This window comes from Nocardia sp. N2S4-5, assembly GCF_044628355.1.
In the GTDB taxonomy this organism is placed as follows: domain Bacteria; phylum Actinomycetota; class Actinomycetes; order Mycobacteriales; family Mycobacteriaceae; genus Nocardia; species Nocardia wallacei_B.
The window spans coordinates 4,603,768-4,623,096 of the sequence record NZ_JBIUPM010000001.1; the positions used below are offsets into that span (position 1 = coordinate 4,603,768).

At 69.2% G+C, this 19,329-nt stretch carries 10 protein-coding genes; 6 read left to right on the top strand and 4 right to left on the bottom strand.

Features of this window, described 5'->3' with window-relative positions; all coding sequences use genetic code 11:
* The first annotated feature begins 126 nt into the window (after nt 1-126).
* Together ACFMRZ_RS21085 and ACFMRZ_RS21090 are read left to right on the top strand one after the other, a co-directional pair.
* Nucleotides 127-1,548: an FAD-binding oxidoreductase gene (locus ACFMRZ_RS21085; RefSeq protein ID WP_280273885.1), complete on the top strand. Its 1,422-nt coding sequence runs from the start codon at nt 127-129 to the stop codon at nt 1,546-1,548.
* Entirely contained in the window at nt 1,545-2,861 is a 1,317-nt protein-coding gene (locus tag ACFMRZ_RS21090; RefSeq protein WP_400180446.1) for a class I SAM-dependent methyltransferase, read from the top strand. Before ACFMRZ_RS21085 ends, ACFMRZ_RS21090 begins: the two co-directional genes overlap by 4 nt.
* A gap of 141 nt (nt 2,862-3,002) precedes the next feature.
* Here the strand turns inward: ACFMRZ_RS21090 and ACFMRZ_RS21095 are convergent, their stop codons facing one another.
* The 4 genes from ACFMRZ_RS21095 to ACFMRZ_RS21110 form a co-directional block, all read right to left on the bottom strand.
* Nucleotides 3,003-6,638, bottom strand: coding sequence for a protein kinase (locus tag ACFMRZ_RS21095; RefSeq protein ID WP_400180447.1), 3,636 nt, complete (start codon nt 6,636-6,638; stop codon nt 3,003-3,005).
* Nucleotides 6,639-6,820: 182 nt separating this feature from the next.
* Nucleotides 6,821-8,968, bottom strand: a complete 2,148-nt coding sequence (locus tag ACFMRZ_RS21100) for a 3-hydroxyacyl-CoA dehydrogenase NAD-binding domain-containing protein (protein ID WP_400180448.1) — start codon at nt 8,966-8,968, stop codon at nt 6,821-6,823.
* 29 nt (nt 8,969-8,997) lie between these two features.
* The gene (locus ACFMRZ_RS21105; protein WP_280270357.1) at nt 8,998-10,209 is read right to left on the bottom strand and encodes an acetyl-CoA C-acetyltransferase; all 1,212 of its coding nucleotides are present in this window, start codon (nt 10,207-10,209) and stop codon (nt 8,998-9,000) included.
* A gap of 292 nt (nt 10,210-10,501) precedes the next feature.
* Nucleotides 10,502-13,483: a DNA polymerase III subunit gamma and tau gene (locus ACFMRZ_RS21110; RefSeq protein WP_400180449.1), complete on the bottom strand. Its 2,982-nt coding sequence runs from the start codon at nt 13,481-13,483 to the stop codon at nt 10,502-10,504.
* Between the two features lie 472 nt (nt 13,484-13,955).
* On the opposite strand from ACFMRZ_RS21110, the gene ACFMRZ_RS21115 reads away from it, so the two are divergent.
* The 4 genes from ACFMRZ_RS21115 to ACFMRZ_RS21130 all read left to right on the top strand — a co-directional run bounded on the left by ACFMRZ_RS21115 (nt 13,956) and on the right by ACFMRZ_RS21130 (nt 19,165).
* Nucleotides 13,956-14,810: a hypothetical protein gene (locus ACFMRZ_RS21115; protein WP_400180450.1), complete on the top strand. Its 855-nt coding sequence runs from the start codon at nt 13,956-13,958 to the stop codon at nt 14,808-14,810.
* A 54-nt stretch (nt 14,811-14,864) separates the two neighbouring features.
* The gene (locus ACFMRZ_RS21120; RefSeq protein ID WP_280363556.1) at nt 14,865-16,160 is read left to right on the top strand and encodes an ammonium transporter; all 1,296 of its coding nucleotides are present in this window, start codon (nt 14,865-14,867) and stop codon (nt 16,158-16,160) included.
* A gap of 63 nt (nt 16,161-16,223) precedes the next feature.
* Entirely contained in the window at nt 16,224-18,482 is a 2,259-nt protein-coding gene (locus ACFMRZ_RS21125; protein ID WP_400180451.1) for an MMPL family transporter, read from the top strand.
* Nucleotides 18,479-19,165, top strand: a complete 687-nt coding sequence (locus ACFMRZ_RS21130) for a TetR/AcrR family transcriptional regulator (RefSeq protein ID WP_280270352.1) — start codon at nt 18,479-18,481, stop codon at nt 19,163-19,165. The genes ACFMRZ_RS21125 and ACFMRZ_RS21130 overlap by 4 nt, the downstream gene beginning before the upstream one ends.
* The last annotated feature ends 164 nt before the right edge of the window (nt 19,166-19,329 follow it).

Below are 19,329 nucleotides of genomic sequence, written 5' to 3' on the forward strand. Positions count from 1 at the left end.
AGCATCGCGCCCGGACCCCAACGCATTGCAACGGATGCGTGAAAATTCCTGGCAATAGGTACCCTCGCGGTGGCCTCCCACTTCCCGGAGATATAGCGTCAAGGTGTGGCAGTGAGTCTGTTGGGGATGGCCGGCCGCGCACCGGCCGCACACGAATCAGGTTTTGCCGCGCATCGGGCGGGGGTGGACCGCCTGCTGGCCAGTTACCGCGCCATCCCCCGGGATGCGAACGTCCGGCTGGCCAAGAAGACCTCGAACCTGTTCCGGGCCCGAGCCAAGAACCCCGCTCCGGGGCTGGACGTCTCGGGCCTCACCCGGGTGATCGCGGTCGATCCACAGGCCCGGACCGCCGACGTGGCCGGGATGACCACCTACGAGGACCTCGTCGCCGCGACGCTACCGTACGGGCTGGCCCCGCTGGTGGTGCCGCAGCTCAAGACGATCACCCTCGGCGGCGCGGTCACCGGGCTGGGCATCGAGTCCACCTCGTTCCGCAACGGCCTGCCGCACGAGTCGGTGCTGGAGATCGACGTGCTGACGGGCGCGGGCGAGATCATCACCGCGACGCCCGACGGCGAGCACGCCGAACTGTTCCGGGGCTTCCCGAACTCCTATGGCACGCTCGGCTATTCGACCCGGCTGAAGATCGAGCTGGAGCAGGTGCGTCCCTACGTGGAACTGCGGCACGTGCGCTTCCACGACCTGCGCGAGCTGGAAGCGGTCATGGCGCAGATCGTCCTCGACCGCTCCTACGACGGTGAGCCGGTCGACTACCTCGACGGCGTGGTCTTCACCGCCGACGAGAGCTACCTGATCCTCGGCCGGCAGACCGACGAGCCCGGCCCGGTCAGCGACTACACCGGGATGGACATCTTCTACCGCTCCATCCAGCACGATGCGAAACAGCCCACCCGCGACCGCCTGACCATCCACGACTACCTGTGGCGCTGGGACACCGACTGGTTCTGGTGCTCGCGCGCGTTCGGCACCCAGAACCCGAAGATCCGCCGCTTCTGGCCCAGGCAGTACCGGCGTTCGAGCTTCTACTGGAAGCTGATCGCGCTCGATCACAAGTACGGCATCGCCGATCGGCTGGAGGCCCGCAAGGGCAACCCGCCGCGCGAACGCGTCGTGCAGGACATCGAGGTGCCGATCGAGCGCACCGCCGAATTCATGGAGTGGTTCCTCGCCGACATCCCGATCGAACCGGTCTGGCTGTGCCCACTTCGCCTGCGCGACAAGGGATCCACGACCGCCGGACGGCCGTGGCCGCTGTACCCGCTGGAACCCGACCGCACCTACGTCAACGTCGGCTTCTGGTCGGCCGTGCCGACGACGCCCGGCGAGCAGGAGGGCGCCGCCAATCGCGCCATCGAGCACAAAGTGTCCGAATTGGACGGGCACAAATCCCTGTACTCGGACGCGTACTACGACAAAGATGAGTTCGCCGCATTGTACGGCGGCGACGTCTATCCCGATTTGAAGAAACACTACGACCCGGATCATCGTTTACTGGATTTGTATTCGAAGGCGGTGCAACGCAAGTGACCACGTTCAAAGATCGTTCGGACGTCTTCGCGGAACTGGGAACCAAACTCAGCATCGCCGAGATCTTCGAGACCCTCGTCGAGGGACCGGTGCCGATCCGGTTCACCGCCTACGACGGGTCGAGTTGCGGTCCGGAGGACTCGAAATACCGGCTGGACATCCGTACCCCGCGCGGCATCAACTACATCGCCACCGCGCCGGGCGATCTCGGCATGGCCCGCGCCTACATCTCCGGCGACATGTCCGCCGAGGGCATCCACCCGGGTGACCCGTACGACATCCTGAAGGCGATGAGCGACTTGAAGTTCCGGCGCCCGTCGGCGCTGGCGCTGGTCACCATCGCGCGCTCGCTGGGCTGGGACGCGCTCAAGCCGATCGCGCCGCCGCCGCAGGAGACGCTGCCGCGCTGGCGGCGCATCGCGCTGGAGGGCTTCCGGCACTCCAAAGGCCGTGACGCCGAGGCGATCCACCACCACTACGACGTCTCCAACGAGTTCTACGAGTACGTGCTCGGCCCGTCGATGACCTACACCTGCGCGGTGTACGGCGAGGAGAACTGGACCCTCGAGCAGGCGCAGGAGAACAAGTACCGCCTGGTGTTCGAGAAGCTGAACCTGAAGGCGGGCGACCGGCTGCTGGATATCGGCTGCGGCTGGGGCGGCATGGTGCGCTACGCGGCCAAGCGCGGCGTCAAGGTGATCGGCGCGACGCTGTCCAAGGAACAGGCCGAGTGGGCGCAGAAGAAGATCGCCGAGGAGGGTCTGCAGGACCTGGCCGAGGTGCGCCACTCCGACTACCGCGACGTGCCCGAATCCGAGTTCGACGCGCTGTCGTCCATCGGTCTCACCGAGCACATCGGCGTGCACAACTACCCGTCGTACTTCGGCTACATCAAGAGCAAGCTGCGCGACGGCGGCCTGTTCCTCAACCACTGCATCACCCGGCCCGACAACACCCGCACCACCAAGGCCGGTGACTTCATCGACCGCTACGTGTTCCCGGACGGCGAGCTGATCGGCTCCGGCCGCATCATCTCCGACATCCAGAACGTCGGCCTCGAGGTCCTCCACGAGGAGAACCTGCGCCCGCACTACGCGCTCACGCTGCGCGAATGGTGCAAGAACCTGGTCGAGAACTGGGACTCCTGCGTCGCCGCGGCCGACGAGGGCACCGCCAAGGTCTGGGGCCTCTACATGGCCGGCTGCGTCCTCGGCTTCGAGCGCAACGTAGTCCAACTCCACCAGGTCCTCGGCATGAAGCTGGGCACGGACAACGAGTGGACGGTCCCCCTCCGCCCCTGGTGGAGCGCCTGACAAAGGGCACCATCCGCCAGGAAAAGCGCCTTCGTCATCCCGGCACGCTTTTGGCCGGGATCCACTCCGATGGGTGTGGACCCCGGCCAAAAGCGTGCCGGGGTGACGGGTTACGTGCCGGGGCGACGTATTCGCCTTTGCTCACAGCAGGGAGTCGAGGAATTTCCTTGGTATGACCGGGGTTTCGGCGTGGTCGGTGCCGAACAGCAAGTCGTTGCGGAAGGTGGCGAGTAGGGCGAGGACTCCTGGGCCTGCGTCCAATAGTGGTCGGCTCCAACCCAATTCGGCGCAGCGGGCGACGGCCGGGGCGAGGGTGGCGATCGCCTCGCCGGTCCAGCCCGCCGCGGACAGGCATTCGGCCAGGAGCAGGGCGGCGTCCAATTCCGCACGGGGGCGGTGTTGTTCGGACATGCGCGCGTGGAGTGCCCGGGCCCGTTTCACCGCGGAGTCGTCGGTGCCGAGCGGGGCCAGTTCGTCGTTGCCGAGGGCATCGACGCCGCCGCGGTAGTGGCGGGCCAGCAGGGCGCGGATGGTGGCGATCTCCTCCGCCTCCGACGTCAGCGCCGCCGTGCCCGTGCTGTGGCGCACCGGCCGCATCGCCGGTTCCGGCGCCGCCGCGGCGGACTGCTCCACCGGCAGGTCCAGCCGGAGTCGTTCGGCGCGGATGTGCGCGGCCAACCGGGGCAGTTTGCGGTCGGTGGCGATGCGCGCGCCCTCGTCCAACCGCGCGGCGGCGGTGTCGATATCGCCGCGCACCGCCTTGACCCGGGCGCCCACCACGAACGTGGTGATCAGGAAGTCGACCGGCCCCACCCGGGCCACCAGTTGATGGCTCTGATCCAGCAGTATCTCGGCCGCCTCCAGATCACCGCGCCGGTAGGTGACCTCGCCGAGCAGCGCGGCCGCCACCCGGACCGCGTGCGACCGCGGCCCCGAACGCTCCCGCGCGGTCTGCCAGGCCTGCTCGAAACACTGTGTGGCCGTGTCGATATCGAGCTGTTCGTAGGCCGCCGCACCCTTGCCCAGCAAACCCAGCACGAGGCCGAGCGGGTCCTTGGAGCGAGCGTGGTACTGCGCCGCCCAGTCCTGTATCCCGCGCGCGCCGTCGAAATCGAAGGCGCACAACCGCACGAACGACACCAGATTGCCGGCCGTCGACACCGTCCAGGGCGGCAGGTCGTCGGCCAGTTCCAGACAGTCCGAAATCTTGTCCAGCACACCGTCGGTGCGGTCGCGCGCCACGAGGTCGGCGGCGCCCAGCACGGCGGCCTCGCAGCGCTGCCGCACCGTCTCGGCGTCGGTGGGCGAACTGCGCGCCAGCATGCTCGACAGTCGCCCCAGCGCGGTGCGGGCGGCCCCGGACTGTTGCAGGTTGATGTTGGCGCGCGCCAACGCCAGCAGCAGCTTCGACCGCGAAGCCACCTGCTGCACCGGCAATTTCGACACCGTCCCCAGTAGCGTGGCCAGCCGCGAGGTGTCGATCAGATCCATGCCGCCGGATTCCACCAGGTCCAGCGCCAGCTCGAGATCGGTGGCCGCGAGTGCGTGATCGACCGACCGGCGCAGTTGCCGATGTTCGGCGTACCACCGGGAAGCCTTGCGGTGCAGCGCCTTCGAACGCCCGGGATGCACGCGCTCCAGCCGGTTACGCAGGTGTTCGGCGAACAGCGGCTGAATCCGGAACCACTCCGGATCGTGTTCGACGCGGCTCACGAACAGCTCCCGCTGCTGCGCCTGCTCCAGCAGTTGCTCGGCGTCCGGCGCACCGCTGAGCGCGGCGGCCAGTGGGCCGCTCACCCGCTCGGTCACCGAGATCGACATCAGGAATTCGAGCATGTCGGCATCGAGGGTGTCGAGCACGTTCTCCGACAGGTACTCCCGGATCGCCTGGTTGCCGCCGGACAGATGCGCGATGAGCTGTTCCGCGTCGACCGCCCCCGCTTGCTCGTCCGAGGACACCGGCCGCCCGCCCCGCAGCGACAGACTGACCAGCTGGATCGCCGCCGGCCAGCCGTCCGCGGCGCTGTGGATCTGCTCGATCTGCTCGTCGGTCAGCTGAAAACCGTTGCGCTCCACCAGGATCTGCCGGGTCTCCGCCGGTGTCAGGCGCAGTTCGTCGCAGCCGATCTCGACCACCTCGTCGCGCACCCGCAGCCGGCTCAGCGGCAGCCCGGCCTGCTCCCGGGTGGTCACGACGAAGCGCAGGTGATGACAGGCGTTGTCCAGCAAGGCATCCATCGCCCGATGCGCCCCGGCGTCGGTGACCCGGTGCCAGTCCTCGATCACCACCGCGACCGGCCGCCCGGCGGCATGGATCTCATCGATCAGCGTGGAGATCGCGTAGGGCACCGCCTCCCCGGACCGCTCCTCCAGCAGCTGTTCGAGGCCGGCGCCCAGCTCCGGCGCCGCCCGCCGGATGGCCTGCACCAGGTGCGCCAGAAACCACACCTCGTTGTCGTCGTCGTGACCGATGCCGAGCCAGGCCACCGCCGTGCCACCGGCGGTCAGTTCGGCCCGCCATTGCGCCGCGACGGTGCTCTTGCCGAATCCGGCCGGGCCGTGGATCACCGCCAGCCGCCGGCGTTCCCCGGCGCGCAGGATGTCCAGCAGCCGGGGGCGTTCGATCGGCTGCCGCGTCGGGGTCGGCGGCCGGAATTTCGTTGCGGCCGTGGGCGGTAGCGCCGCGGGCGGGGCGAGTGGGTGTGCCGCGGCGGTACGCCGCGAGGGGTCGCCGGGCGGCGGCCGCAATGTGGGCGAGGCCCGCAGTCCCGTCAGCACCGACCGCGAGCGCAGCGACGGATGCGCCGAGGCCCCGGCGGGCCCCTTCTCGTCGGCGTTCGGCCCGGGTTGCAGCAACGCCATCTCGTCGGGCAGCTGGCCCTCCTCGCGTTGCACCGAGCGCAACAGCTCACCCAGCTCGAGCGCCGACTGCGGCCGGTCGGCCGGATCTGCCGCCATCGCCCGTTCGATCACGTCCGCCACACCCGCGGGGATGTCCTGCTCGCGCAGGTCCGGCACGGGCTGGGTGGTGATGCGCAGGAATTGCGCGACGACCTTCTCCCCGGATTGCCGCTCGAACGCGGCGTGCCCGGTGAGCAGCGCGAACAGGGTCGAACCCAGGCCGTACACGTCCGAGCGCACGGTCGGTTCCTCGCCCTTGAGCACCTCGGGCGCGGTGAACGCGGGCGAACCGGTGATCATGCTGGTCGAGGTGCGGAACCCGCCCGGGATGCGGGCGATGCCGAAATCGGTCAGCTGCGGTTCGCCGTAGCGGCTGAGCAGCACGTTGCCCGGTTTCACGTCGCGGTGCAGCACGTCCACCCGATGCGCGCTCTCGATCGCCCCGGCCAGCTTGACCCCGACCCGCAGCGAATCCGACCAGTCCAGCGGTCCGTGGTCGCGGATCAGTTCCTCGAGCGAGCCGTGCGTGGCGTAGGGCATCACGATGAACGGCAGTCCGCCGGGCGTCACGTCCACCTGCAGCACGTCGACGATGTTCGGGTGGCCGGACAGCCGGCCCATCGCGTGCTCCTCGCGCAGGAACCGCTCGCGGCTCTCCGCGTCGATCTCCGAGGAGAGCACCTTCACCGCGACGATCCGGTCCAGGGCGCGCTGGGCACAGCGATAGACGACCCCGAAGCCGCCGCGGCCGATCTCCTCGGCGTCGAACAACCCCATCGCCGCGAGCTGGTCGGCGATCCCGATCTGCGGGTAACGCTGGGTGTTCGATTCGGCGGGAGTATCGGTGCTGCGGACCTTGCCCGTATGTGGGTTCATGGGACCACCTCGAACGTTCCGCTCATTCCAACGTAGCGCGGACTTCCGCGATGCGGTGGCAATTCCGTCCGCGTGTATACGACACCCGCCCGTACCCGCGAAAGCCCTTCGGACGCAGTACGGCCCGGTCCACGTCTGCCGTGGACCGGGCCGTACCAGCGATTACGTGCCGCCGGATGCTGCTACTTGCGCAGCGAGGCGGGCACCTCGAACCGCTTGCCGTACTTGGCGGCAAGCTCGTCGGCGCGGGCCACGAAGCCCTCCTGTCCACCCGGGTACCCGACGATGAACTGGTGCACACCGCCGGTCCAGGCCGGGTAGCCGATACCGAAGATCGAGCCGATGTTCGCATCGGCCGTCGCCGTCAGCACACCCTCGTCGAAACACTTCTGCGTCTCGATGGCCTCGATGAACAGCTGCCGATCGATCAGGTCCTGGAACGGAACCTGATCCTCGGTGCTGGTCTTGAAATGCTCACGCAGCCCCGACCACAGGCCCAGCCGCTTGCCGTTCTCGTCGTACTCGTAGAACCCGGCCTTCTCCAGACGACCCGGACGACCCTCACCCACCATGTAGTCGATGACGTCCTGCGCCGGATGCCGCTCGGTGCCCAGACGCGTGTCGCCCGCCTTCGCGGCCTCGAGCGTCTCGGCGGCGATCTTCTGCATGAGCTTCATGTTCAGCTCGTCCGACAGCTGCAGCGGCGCCGCCGGGTAACCGGCCTGCAGACCCGACTGCTCGATGGTCTGCGGGTCGATGCCTTCCTTCAGCATCGCGATCGCCTCGTTGACGAACGTGCCGATCACGCGCGAGGTGAAGAAGCCGCGGCTGTCGTTCACCACGATCGGGGTCTTCCGGATCGCCAAGGTGTAGTCGAACACCCGGGCCAGCGCCTCGTCGGAGGTCTTCTCCCCACGGATGATCTCCACCAGGGGCATCTTGTCGACCGGCGAGAAGAAGTGGATGCCGATGAAGTCCTGCTCCCGCTTCACGCCGGCGGCGAGGCCGGTGATGGGCAGGGTGGAGGTGTTGGAGCCGAGCAGCGCGTCGGGGGTGACGATGTCCTCGATCTCCTGGAACACCTTCTGCTTCAGCTCGGTGTTCTCGAAGACGGCCTCGATGACGAAGTCGACGCCCGCGAAATCCTTGGCGTCGGCGGTCGGGTGGATGCGGTCCAGCAGCGCCTTGGACTTCTCCTCGGTGGTCTTGCCGCGCGAGAGCGCCTTCGCCTCGATCTTCTCCGAGTAGTTCTTGCCGCGGTCGGCCGCCTCCTGCGAGACGTCCTTCAGCACTACCTCGTACCCGGCCTTGGCCGACACGTAGGCGATACCCGCGCCCATCATGCCCGCGCCCAGCACGCCGACCTTCTTGATCTCGCGCTTGGGCACGTCCTTCGGCCGCGAACCACCGTTGTTGATGGTCTGCAGGTCGAAGAAGAACGCCTGGATCATGTTCTTCGCAACCGGCCCGGTGAGCAGGTTGACGAAGTACCGCGACTCGATCAGCGAGGCGTTGTCGAAGTCGACCTGCGCACCCTCGATGGCGGCGGACATGATGTTCTTCGGGGCCGGCATGTTGGCGCCCTTGAGCTGCTTGCGCAGGTTCGCCGGGAACGCCGGGAGGTTGGCCGCCAGCGCCGGGCTGGCCGGGGTGCCGCCGGGGATCTTGTAGCCCTTGACATCCCAGGGTTGCACGCCCTTGTCGGGGTTGGCCTTGATCCACGCCTTGGCGGCGGGGACCAGCTCCTCGACCGAGCCGACGACCTCGTCGACCAGGCCGATGCCCTTGGCCTTGTTGGCGTCGAACTCGTTGCCCTGCAACAGGATCTGCAGCAGCGCGGTCTGCAGGCCGAACATCCGCACGGTGCGGGTGACACCGCCGCCGGCGGGCAGCAGGCCCAGCTTCACCTCGGGCAGGCCGATCTTCAGGCCCTTCACGTCGGCGGCGATGCGGTGGTGGGTGGCCAGCGCGATCTCCAGGCCGCCGCCCAGCGCGGCGCCGTTGATGGCGGCGACGACCGGCTTGCCGAGCTGCTCCAGGCGGCGCAGCGCGCCCTTGATGACGGTCAGCTCCTCCATGATGGCCGCGGCGTCCTCCGGCCCGGTCTGCATCATGTTCTTGAGGTCGCCACCGGCGAAGAAGGTCTTCTTCGCCGAGGTGATGACGACACCGGAGATGTCGTCCTTCTCGGCCTCGAGGCGGTCGACGGTGGCCTGCATCGAGCTCTTGTACAGCTCGTTCATCGTGTTGGCGCCCTGGTTGGGGTCGTCCATGGTCAACACAACGATGCCGTCGGCGTCCTTCTCCCAGGCAATCATGTTGTCGGTCATGTCTTTGGTCTCTCCTGTGAGGTAGGGCGTCAGACGCGTTCGATGATGGTGGCCACGCCCATGCCGCCGCCGATGCACAGGGTCACCAGGGCGTAGCGGGCGTTGCGGCGCTCCAGCTCGTCGACCATGGTGCCGGTGATCATCGCGCCGGTGGCGCCGAGCGGGTGGCCCATGGCGATGGCGCCGCCGTTGACGTTCAGCTTCTCGTCCGGGATGTTCAGGTCCTTCTGGAACTTCAGGACCACCGAGGCGAACGCCTCGTTCAGCTCGAACAGGTCGATGTCCTCGACGCTCAGGCCGGCCTTCGCGAGGGCCTTCTGGGCGGCCGGGGTGGGACCGGTCAGCATGATGGTGGCGTCGGCGCCGCTGATGCCGGTGGCGACGATGCGGGCACGCGGGGTGAGGCCCGAGGCCTTGCCGGCCTCCTCGCTGCCGATCAGCAGGAGGGCCGCGCCGTCGACGATGCCGGAGCTGTTGCCGCCGTGGTGGACGTGGTTGATCTTCTCCACGAAGTGGTACTTCTGGGTCGCCACCGCGTCGAAGCCGCCCATCTCACCGACCACCGCGAACGACGGGTTGAGCTTGGCCAGGTCTTCCAGGGTGGTGCCGGGGCGCATGTGCTCGTCGCGATCCAGCACGGGCAGGCCGTTGACGTCGCGCACCGGCACGACCGACTTGGCGAAGTAGCCGCCGTTCCAGGCCGCCGCGGCGCGCTCCTGCGACCGCACGGCGTAGGCGTCGACATCCTCGCGGCTGAAGCCCTCGATGGTGGCGATCAGGTCGGCCGAGACGCCCTGCGGGACGATGTAGTTCTCGTAGCTGGTCCACGGGTCCATGAACATGGCGCCGCCGTCGGAACCCATCGGCACGCGCGACATCGACTCGACGCCACCGGCGATGACCAGGTCCTCGAAGCCGGAGCGGACCTTCTGGGCGGCGAGGTTGACGGCCTCCAGGCCCGATGCGCAGAACCGGTTGATCTGGGTGCCGCCGACGGTGTCGGGCAGGCCCGAGGCCAGCACGGTGGTGCGGGCGATGTCGGCGCCCTGGTCGCCCACGGGCGAGACCACGCCGAGGACGACGTCGGAGATACGGTCCTCGTCCAGATCCGGGAAGCGGTTGCGCAGCTCCTTGACCAGACCGGTCGTCAGATCGATCGGCTTGACCGAGTGCAGCGAGCCCTTCTTGTTGCGGCCCCGCGGAGTGCGGATGGCCTCGAAAATGTAGGCCTCTGTGGTCATATCGGAGTGTTTCCTTCCTTAGGCTGCGCCGACACCGCAGTGCCCGATATCGCCGCAGGTAACCTCGCCGACCGGCCGTCGGGCCGACCGTGTGGATGGCGGTCCGGGCACATGGCTCGCACCAGGACTGGACGCTGTACAAACGTCGGCATGCAGAGGCGCACGCGGGCTCGGTTCGCCCCTCTTCCGGGGCCAACCATAGAGCCTCGTAGCACCGCCGCTGACGACCACCCGTTCATAGTACAGCCGGATGCGAACTCCGGTTAACTTAAGGCCGTCCGGCGGGTGTCTGTCAAGCCTCCAGGCGTGTGGCGCCCAGCTCACTCGCGAGCAACTCCAAGGCCACCTCATCGGGGTCGCGGCGGTCTCCGGGCGGGGCCGGGCGGGCCGACTCGTCGAGCATCTCCTGCTCCTCCTCCGGCGTCGGCGCAGGTGGGACACCGTCATAACCTACCGACGAGTAGCCGGAGGGTCCCGGGTCGTCGGGAAGGTCCGGGCCGTCGGGCAGCGGAATGTCGTCGTCCGGCGGTGGTGGCGGGGTGCTCGAATCATTGCCCGCCGGGCTGGATTCGCGACCGCGCGCCGAGGTCGAGCCGGACGCCTCCGGGCTCGTCGTCCGCGACTGACTCGGCCGGGTGAACCGCGGGGTCTCGCCCTGCGCCGGACGTGACTGCCCCGACCCACCCTGTGCCGGGGCCGCGCCGCCACGCCCCTGAGCCGCCCCGCCACGACTCGGCGCACCGGACTGGGCACGGCCGCCGCTCGCGGGAGGCGCTCCGGACCCGACCTCCCATCGCACCCCGTAATCCCGCCCCAGCACGGCCCGCACCGCCCCCTGCACGGCCTCCACATACTTCGGATTCGACAGCCGCTGCGCCAACGGCGCGTGCTGATGCGCGAACACGATCGTGTCCCCCTCGACCCGAGCCACCGAAGCCCCGGACAACAACGCATGCACCGCGGCCCCGAACTCCCGCACCTTCCCCCTGATCTCCCCCCACTTGGCCTCGACCTCCCCGACCACATCCCCCTGTGCACCCGCTGCCGCAGCACCGCCCACCGCCCCGGCCATCTCAGCAGCCCCGGCAGCGCCTACCGCCGGACCGGACACATCGGCATCACCGAGCGCCTCGACCCGACCGGACACATCGGCACCGCCACGCGCACCGGTCGGACTGGACGCGTCGGCACCGCTACGCGCACCCGCCGGACTGGACGCGTCAGCACTGCCACGCGCATCCGCCGGACTGGACACATCGGCACCGCCGTGTGCATCCGCCGTACTGGGCGCGTCGGCACTGCCGTATGCATCCGCCGGACCGGACGGGTCGGCACTGCCGTGCGCATCCAGTTGACCGGGCACATCGGCATCTGCACCGGGCGAGGCTGCTGCGGATGTGGTCGGCTCGGGCGAGGATTCCGGATCGATCGGCAGCGCGTCTGCGGAGGTGCCGCCCGCAGGCGCAACCTCCGAAATGTCCTGCGCCGCCTGGCCGGACGGCTCGAACAGTTCGGCCGTCGCATCGGACCCGTCGGACGGATCCGGACGCACCGCATCGTCCGCTACGGGACCGGCACTCACCTCGGGCTCGTCGCCGTGTGCGGACGAATCAAGGGCGTCGATCGAACCAGCTTGCGGGGCAGGGGTTTCCGCCCGCACACCGGATCGATCGGCCGACGCCACTTCAGCGGTGTCGGCCACGGCATCCATCATCGGCGGCGCGGGATCCGAAAGCGGCTGGGCGGCTGGGGAATCCGGGCCGTGCGGAGCCTGAGCCCGCTGGGCCGGGTGCGGGCGCTGCTCCTGGGCCACGCGCGCAACGTCACCACCTGCCTGCGACGACGACTCCGGATCCGGATCCGAGGGCATGGCCGATACCGAGGAGCCGACCTCTTGCGAAACCGGCTCGCGAGCGGGCGGCGACCCGTGGACATCGGTGTCCGTGGTGGAAGATGCTGTGGGAGGGGTCTTTTCGGCGCGGATGGCGGCGAGGGCCTCGGCGCCTCGGCGGCGGGAGCCGCCCCCGGCGGGCGCGGGGCTCGGCGTCGACTCCCCGCCAGGCTGGGCGGGGGCGCTCGGGGCCTGATTCGTCGCGGGCCTCGCGGCGGCGGGAGCGCCGCCCGCCATGCCGCGCTCCAGCCGTTCCAGGCGTTGGAGCGTCGCGGATTCGGCGTCGGAGACGGCGGGGAGGAGCATGCGGGCGCAGACGACCTCGAGCAGGAGGCGGGGGGCGGTGGCGCCGCGCATCTCGCCCAGGCCCTCGTGCAGCAGTTCGGCGTAACGGGTCAGCGTGGCGGGGCCGATGCGCTCGGCCTGGTCGCGCATCCGGTCGAGGACATCGCCGGGGCCGGTGACCAGGTTGCGGTCGGTCGCGTCGGGTACCGCGCGCAGCAGGATCAGGTCGCGCATGCGCTCCAGCAGGTCGGTGGCGAAGCGGCGCGGATCGTGACCGGCCTCGACCACCCGGTCGACGGTGCCGAACAGCGCCGCGCCGTCACCGGCCACCAACGCCTCGACCGCCTCGTCGATCAGCGCGATATCGGTGACGCCCAGCAGCGCGAGCGCCCGCTGATAGGTGACGCCCTCGGTCCCGGCACCGGCCAGCAGCTGGTCCAGCACGCTCAGACTGTCGCGCGGGGAACCGCCCCCGGCGCGGATCACCAAGGGGTACACCGCCTCCTCGACCTGGACGCCCTCCTGCTCGCAGATCTTGCCGAGCAGGCCGCGCATGGTCGCGGGCGGCAGCAGCCGGAACGGGTAGTGATGGGTGCGCGAACGGATGGTCGGCAGCACCTTGTCGGGCTCGGTGGTGGCGAAGACGAAGATCAGATGTGCGGGCGGCTCCTCCACGATCTTGAGCAGCGCGTTGAAACCCGCGGTGGTGACCATGTGCGCCTCGTCGACGATGAACACCCGGTAGCGCGACTCGGCCGGCGCGTAGAAGGCGCGGTCGCGCAGCTCGCGAGTGTCGTCGACGCCGCCGTGGCTCGCGGCGTCCAGCTCGATGACGTCCAGATTGCCCGGCCCGCCGGGCGCCAGCGCCACGCACGAGGAACACACCCCGCACGGCCGGGACGTCGGACCCTCGACACAGTTCAGCGAGCGGGCCAGGATGCGCGCCGAGGACGTCTTGCCGCAACCGCGTGGGCCGGAGAACAGGTAGGCATGACTGATCCGCCCGGTGTCGAGTGCGGTGCTCAGCGGTTCGGTGACGTGCTCCTGCCCCACCACCTCTGCGAATGTTGCCGGTCGGTACTTCCGGTACAGAGCCACGGCCCGAGGGTACCGGCGACCACCGACATCGTTCATGGCAACCGGCCGCCCGGTCCCGGCGCCTCGGACGCACCTCGAAAGAGCCCGTCCGGCAAGCATTCCCGAAACCCGCTGCGGCGCACCACAACATACCGATAAGTCCGCCCGCCACGGAAACAATTTGGAAATGCGACCAATAACACCCGTTCACGGAACCGCGACGGCTCGGCCGCACGCATTCCGGACCGGCTCCCCGTTTGCCTCGAGAATTGTGGACATAACGATCCAGTAACCCGATTGGCATTCCGGGCGAGGAAATGGCTAACGTGGGTTTCGGCAACTTCGGTAGCCAAACCTTCATCAGGTTGGTGGCCCCGGTCGGTCCCTCATCCCGACCGGGGCACAACCAAATCACCGACTCACAGAGCCCCGCGGGAGTTCTCCCCTACGGCTTTACCGAGCCTCCCGCACCGTCCGGGAGGAAATGTCGACCGTGCCGTCGTGTAACGACATCGCCACCGCATTGCTTTCGCATACCGAATTCGCCGGCGACCGCGCCGCCACGGGCCTGCTCAGCCGGGCCATCGGCCCGCGAGAGTTCGCGCTCGACCGGGACTCCTTACCGGTCACGGCCGCCGCCGACCCGAAGACCGCCGCAGCCATCCTGGAGTTACTGGAGCGCGGTCAGGTACCGACGATGCCGGCCATCCGCACCCTCATCACCCAGAACGAGATGCGCGCGGAGGCCGAACGCATCGAACGGCTCGGCAAGCGCGCCCAGCGCAGCATCGACGAATTCGGCCGCATTCTGGCGACGACCACCCACGAATACTGGAAAGAACACGGCTGCGGACCGACGCGGCGCGACATTCTGCTCACCGATCCTGTCCTGACGCTGATTCGCGAGCGCGTGGGCGACATCGCGCCGAATGCGATCAAACATCTGTGGCTGATCGAGCGGGTGCAGAGGGCGGGCTGGATCGCGTTCAATGCCACGCCGCGATCGCTCTGTGCCGCACGGCGTTTCCATTCCGCCAAATTCGGCAATCGGGTCTCGATGCGCCCGGTGAACACGATCGGCACCCTGGTGGCCGGTTTCCTGGACGAGTACGAGCGCGAGCACGGCCGCGCGCCGCGCTGGTCCGTGCTGGCCCACGACGTGCGCGACGACCGCGGCCGGCGGGTGTTCAACGACACCGCCGACGCCCGCGCCCAGCAGCAGTGGCTGGTCACGGCCGAATGGCTGGCACTGCGCGACGACCTGCCCGTTCCCGGTCCGCGCGGCCGCCGCGCGCTGGCCCGCAAGACCCGTAAACAGCAGGACGCGCCAGCGGCCCGGCCCGCCTAGCGAGGGGGGTTCGGTAATTTCCTTGCGACGCGCAACGCGCCGGAAGGAGTTACCGTGCCCCCGACGATCGACCCCGCAGCCACGGCCTGGCTGCTGGCCAGCACCGCGCTGGTCCTGCTCATGACGCCCGGCCTGGCCATCTTCTACGGCGGGATGGTGCGCTCCACCGGCGTACTGAACATGCTGATGATGAGCTTCATCGCCATCCCGCTGGTGACCGTGGTGTGGCTGCTGCTCGGGTACACGCTGTCGTTCGGCGACGACGCCGGCGGCGGGCTGATCGGCGATCTGACCCATGCGGGGATGACCGGCATCGGCCCGTCGTCGATCCGCGGCTCGGTGCCGGAACTGCTCTACGCGACCTTCCAGCTGACCTTCGCGATCCTGACCGCCGCCCTGGTCAGCGGCGCCATCGCGGACCGCGCCAAATTCTCGGCCTGGATCGTGTTCGTGCCGCTGTGGACGCTGCTGGTGTACGCGCCCATCGCGCACTGGGTGTGGGGTCCCGACGGCTGGCTGGCCTCCTTCGGCGCGCTGGATTTCGCGGGCGGGCTGGTGGTCGAGATCGCCTCGGGCGGCTCGGCATTGGCGTTGGCACTGGTGCTGGGTCCGCGCATCGGATTCAAGGTGGACGCGATGCGGCCGCACAATCTGCCGTTCGTGCTGCTGGGCGCGGGCATCCTGTGGTTCGGCTGGTTCGGGTTCAACGCCGGGTCGGCGCTCGCCGCGGACGGCATCGCCGCGGCCGTCTTCCTGAACACCCTCGTCGCCGGATGCCTCGGCATGCTGGGCTGGCTGCTGGTGGAACAGCTGCGCGACGGCCGCCCGACCACGTTCGGCGCGGCCTCGGGCGTGGTCGCGGGCCTAGTGGCGATCACGCCGTCGTGCGGTTCGGTCAGCACCTTGGGCGCGGTGGTCGTGGGTCTCGTTGCGGGCGTGGTCTGTTCGTATGCGGTGAGCTGGAAGTTCAAGGCGAACTACGACGATTCGCTGGACGTGGTGGGCGTGCACTTCATGGGCGGCATCGTCGGCAGCCTGCTGATCGGCCTGCTCGCCGACGAGGTGATGACCGGCGGCGCGCGCGGCCTGTTCTACGGCGGCGGTCTCGCCCAGCTGGGCAAGCAGGCGGTGGGCGTGGTCGTGGTCGCGCTGTGGGCGTTCCTGGTCTCGTTCGCCCTCGGCAAGCTGATCGACCGCACGATGGGCTTCCGCGTCAGCAAGGAGGACGAGATCGCGGGCATCGACTTCGCCCTGCACGCCGAAACCGCCTACGCCGAGGGCGTGCACGGCCACGCTCCCCGCGGCGTCTTCGGTCACCAGCACCCGAAACCCGGACACGAACAGGGGTGATGACTAATTGGGCTAACGCCGTTACGCTAACGTCGTTACCTTAAGCCTGACCGAGGAGCGCCCATGCTGACCCGAATCGCTCGGCTCGCCACCCGGCACCCGAAACGGATACTTCTGGCCGCGCTGGTGCTGGCGCTGGCGTGCGGCGGATTCGGGGCCTCGGTCACCGATCGGCTGAAGGCGGGGGGATTCACCTCCGACGACGCCGAATCGTCACAGGTCACCAGGCTGCTGGCGGACAACTTCGGCGGCGCGGAACCCAATCTGGCGCTGCTGATCCACTCCGATCAGGGCGTCGACGCCACCGCCGCCCGCACGGTGGCCACCGACATCACCGCGGATCTGCAGGGCCGCCCCGACGCCCTCGGCGTCCGGTCCTACTGGAACAGCCCGCCGCAGATCAGCTCCGCACTGCGCAGCACGGACGGCAAGAGCGCGCTGGTGCTCGCCTACCTCACCGGCGGCGACGACGCGGCACAGAAAACGGCCGCCGACGTCATCGAGGGGTTCGGCGCGACTCCGGACGGCGTCACCGTGCGGGCGGGCGGCCTGGCGGCGCTCTATCACGAGGTGAACACCCAGGTCACCAAGGACCTCACCCTCGCCGAGGGCGTGGCGATACCGCTGACCGCGATCGTGTTGATGCTGGTGTTCGGCAGTGTGGTCGCGGCCGCGTTGCCGCTGATGATCGGCCTGTTCGCGATCGTCGGCACGCTCGCGATCCTGCGGGCGCTCACGCTGTTCTCCGATGTATCGATCTACGCGCTGAACATGACCACGGCGCTGGGCCTGGCGCTCGCCATCGACTACAGCCTGTTCATCGTGAGCCGCTACCGGGAGGAACTCGCCGGCGGCCGCACCCACGCCGACGCCGCGGTCCGCGCCGTGCAGACCGCCGGGCGCACGGTGCTGTACTCCACGCTCACGGTGGTGCTGGCGCTGGCCGCGCTGGCCGTGTTCGACCTCTACTTCCTGCGGTCGGTGGCGTTCGCGGGCGTGGCCGTGGTGGCGGCGGCGGCCGCGGCGTCGATCGTGATCCTGCCCGCCGTGCTGGTCCTGCTGGGCGACCGGGTGAACGCGTGGGATCTGCGGGTGCTGCTGCGCCGCCTGTTCCGGCGTCCGGAGCCGACGCCGCGACCGCTGGAGCGTTCCGCCTGGTATCGCACGGTCACGTGGGTGATGCGGCACGCCGTTCCGGTGACCGTCGCGATCGTCGCGCTGCTGCTGGCCATCGGATCACCGTTCCTGGGCGTGAAATTCGGCTACCCCGACGACCGCGTGCTGCCGCCCGGCGCGCAGACCCGGGCCGTCGGCGACGTCCTGCGCAGCGACTTCCCGGCCGTCAACGCGGGCACCGGCACGACGATCGTGCTGGACGGCTACCACGGGGACGCGGCCTCGATCGGCGGCTACGCCACGGAGCTGTCGCGGGTGAACGGGGTGTCGGCGGTGCTGTCCAGCTCGGGTGTGTACGTGTCCGGCGCCCGGGTCGCCCCGACGCCGCCCGGCATGGCCAACGACACCGGCCAATACCTCACTGTCACTTCGCGATTCAATCCCTACTCCACCGACGGAGAGAACCAGTTCCAGCAGTTGCGGGACGTGCCCGCGCCCGCCCCGGCGCTGTTCGGCGGCGGCGCGGCGATCAACGCCGACACCCTGCACGCGCTGGGCGCCCGACTGCCGCTGGCGGTGGCGTTGATCGCGCTGTCCACTTTCATCGTGCTGTTCCTGTTCACGGGCAGCGTGGTGCTCCCGTTGAAAGCCCTGGTGCTCAACACTCTTTCGCTGAGTGCGATGTTCGGGATGATGGTCTGGATCTTCCAGGAGGGGCATCTGTCGGGGCTGCTGGGCTTCACCCCGACCGGCTACCTGGTGGCGACGATGCCCATCCTGATGTTCTGCCTGGCCTTCGGAATGTCGATGGACTACGAGGTCTTCCTGCTGTCCCGGATCCGGGAGGCGTGGCTGGCCTCCGGTCGCACCACCGCCGACAACGTGCGCTCGGTGGCGCTGGGCGTGGCACGCACCGGCCGGATCGTCACCGCCGCCGCGCTCCTGATGGCTATCGTGTTGGGCGCCATGGCTACCGCGAAAGTGTCATTCATGCAGATGTTCGGTCTGGGGCTCACCCTGACCGTGCTCGCCGACGCCACCATCATCCGCGGCCTGCTCGTACCGGCGCTGATGAAACTGATGGGCCGGGCCAATTGGTGGGCGCCCGCGCCGCTGGCCCGGCTGCACAGCCGGTTCGGCCTGTCCGAGGAGGCGCCCGAGCCGCGCACCGCCGCCCCCGAACCCGAACCCGCGGGCCGGACATGATGTGCCCGCGACGCCCGCGGTCGGCCCGCGGCACCGGCGCCCGGCTGCGCGAGGAGATTCTCGAGGCCACTCGGGAACTGCTGGCGCGCACCGGAAGTGCCGACACGGTGTCCATCCGCGAGGTGAGCAAGCTGGTCGGGGTGAGCGCGCCCTCGATCTACCGGCACTTCGCCGACAAGGACGCGCTCATCGACGCAGCCGTGGCGCAGGTCTTCGAGAATCTGGACGCCGCCGTCGCCGCGGCCACCGATCCCGCACAGTCGCCGATCACCCGGATGCGCGATCAGGGCATGGCGTATGTGCGCTTCGCCCTGAAACATCCGGGCCAGTACCGGGTCGCCACCGCGGGCTCCTCGGCCGACAGCCCGCGCGCGGTCGACCTGGTGATGGGTAGTGGCGTGTTCCGGCGATTCGCCGACACCGTGCGGGAGGCCATGGACGCCGGGACGATCGCACCCGGCGACCCGCTACCGGTGGTACTGGAGCTGTGGGCGGCCGCCCACGGCATCGTCTCGCTACTGATCGCCAAGCCCTACCTACCCTGGGGCGACGCCGAGGCCATCGCCGACCGCGTACTCGGCGCCGCCTGCGTCGGCCACGCGGTACTCGACATCATGGGCGGCGAACTCCCCGACCCCGACGAGACAGCCCGCTGGCTGTCCCGCCTACGCGAACAGAACTGAAACCCGCCCCACCCCTCGTCATCCGCGCGCTTCCCCGCCCCGTCATCCCGGCGTACGTCCCCGATCCTCGTCATCCCGACGTACGCCCCTGATCCTCGCCATCCCCGCATGCTCCCGACTCTCGTCATCCCGGCATACTCCCCGACTCTCGTCATCCCGGCGTG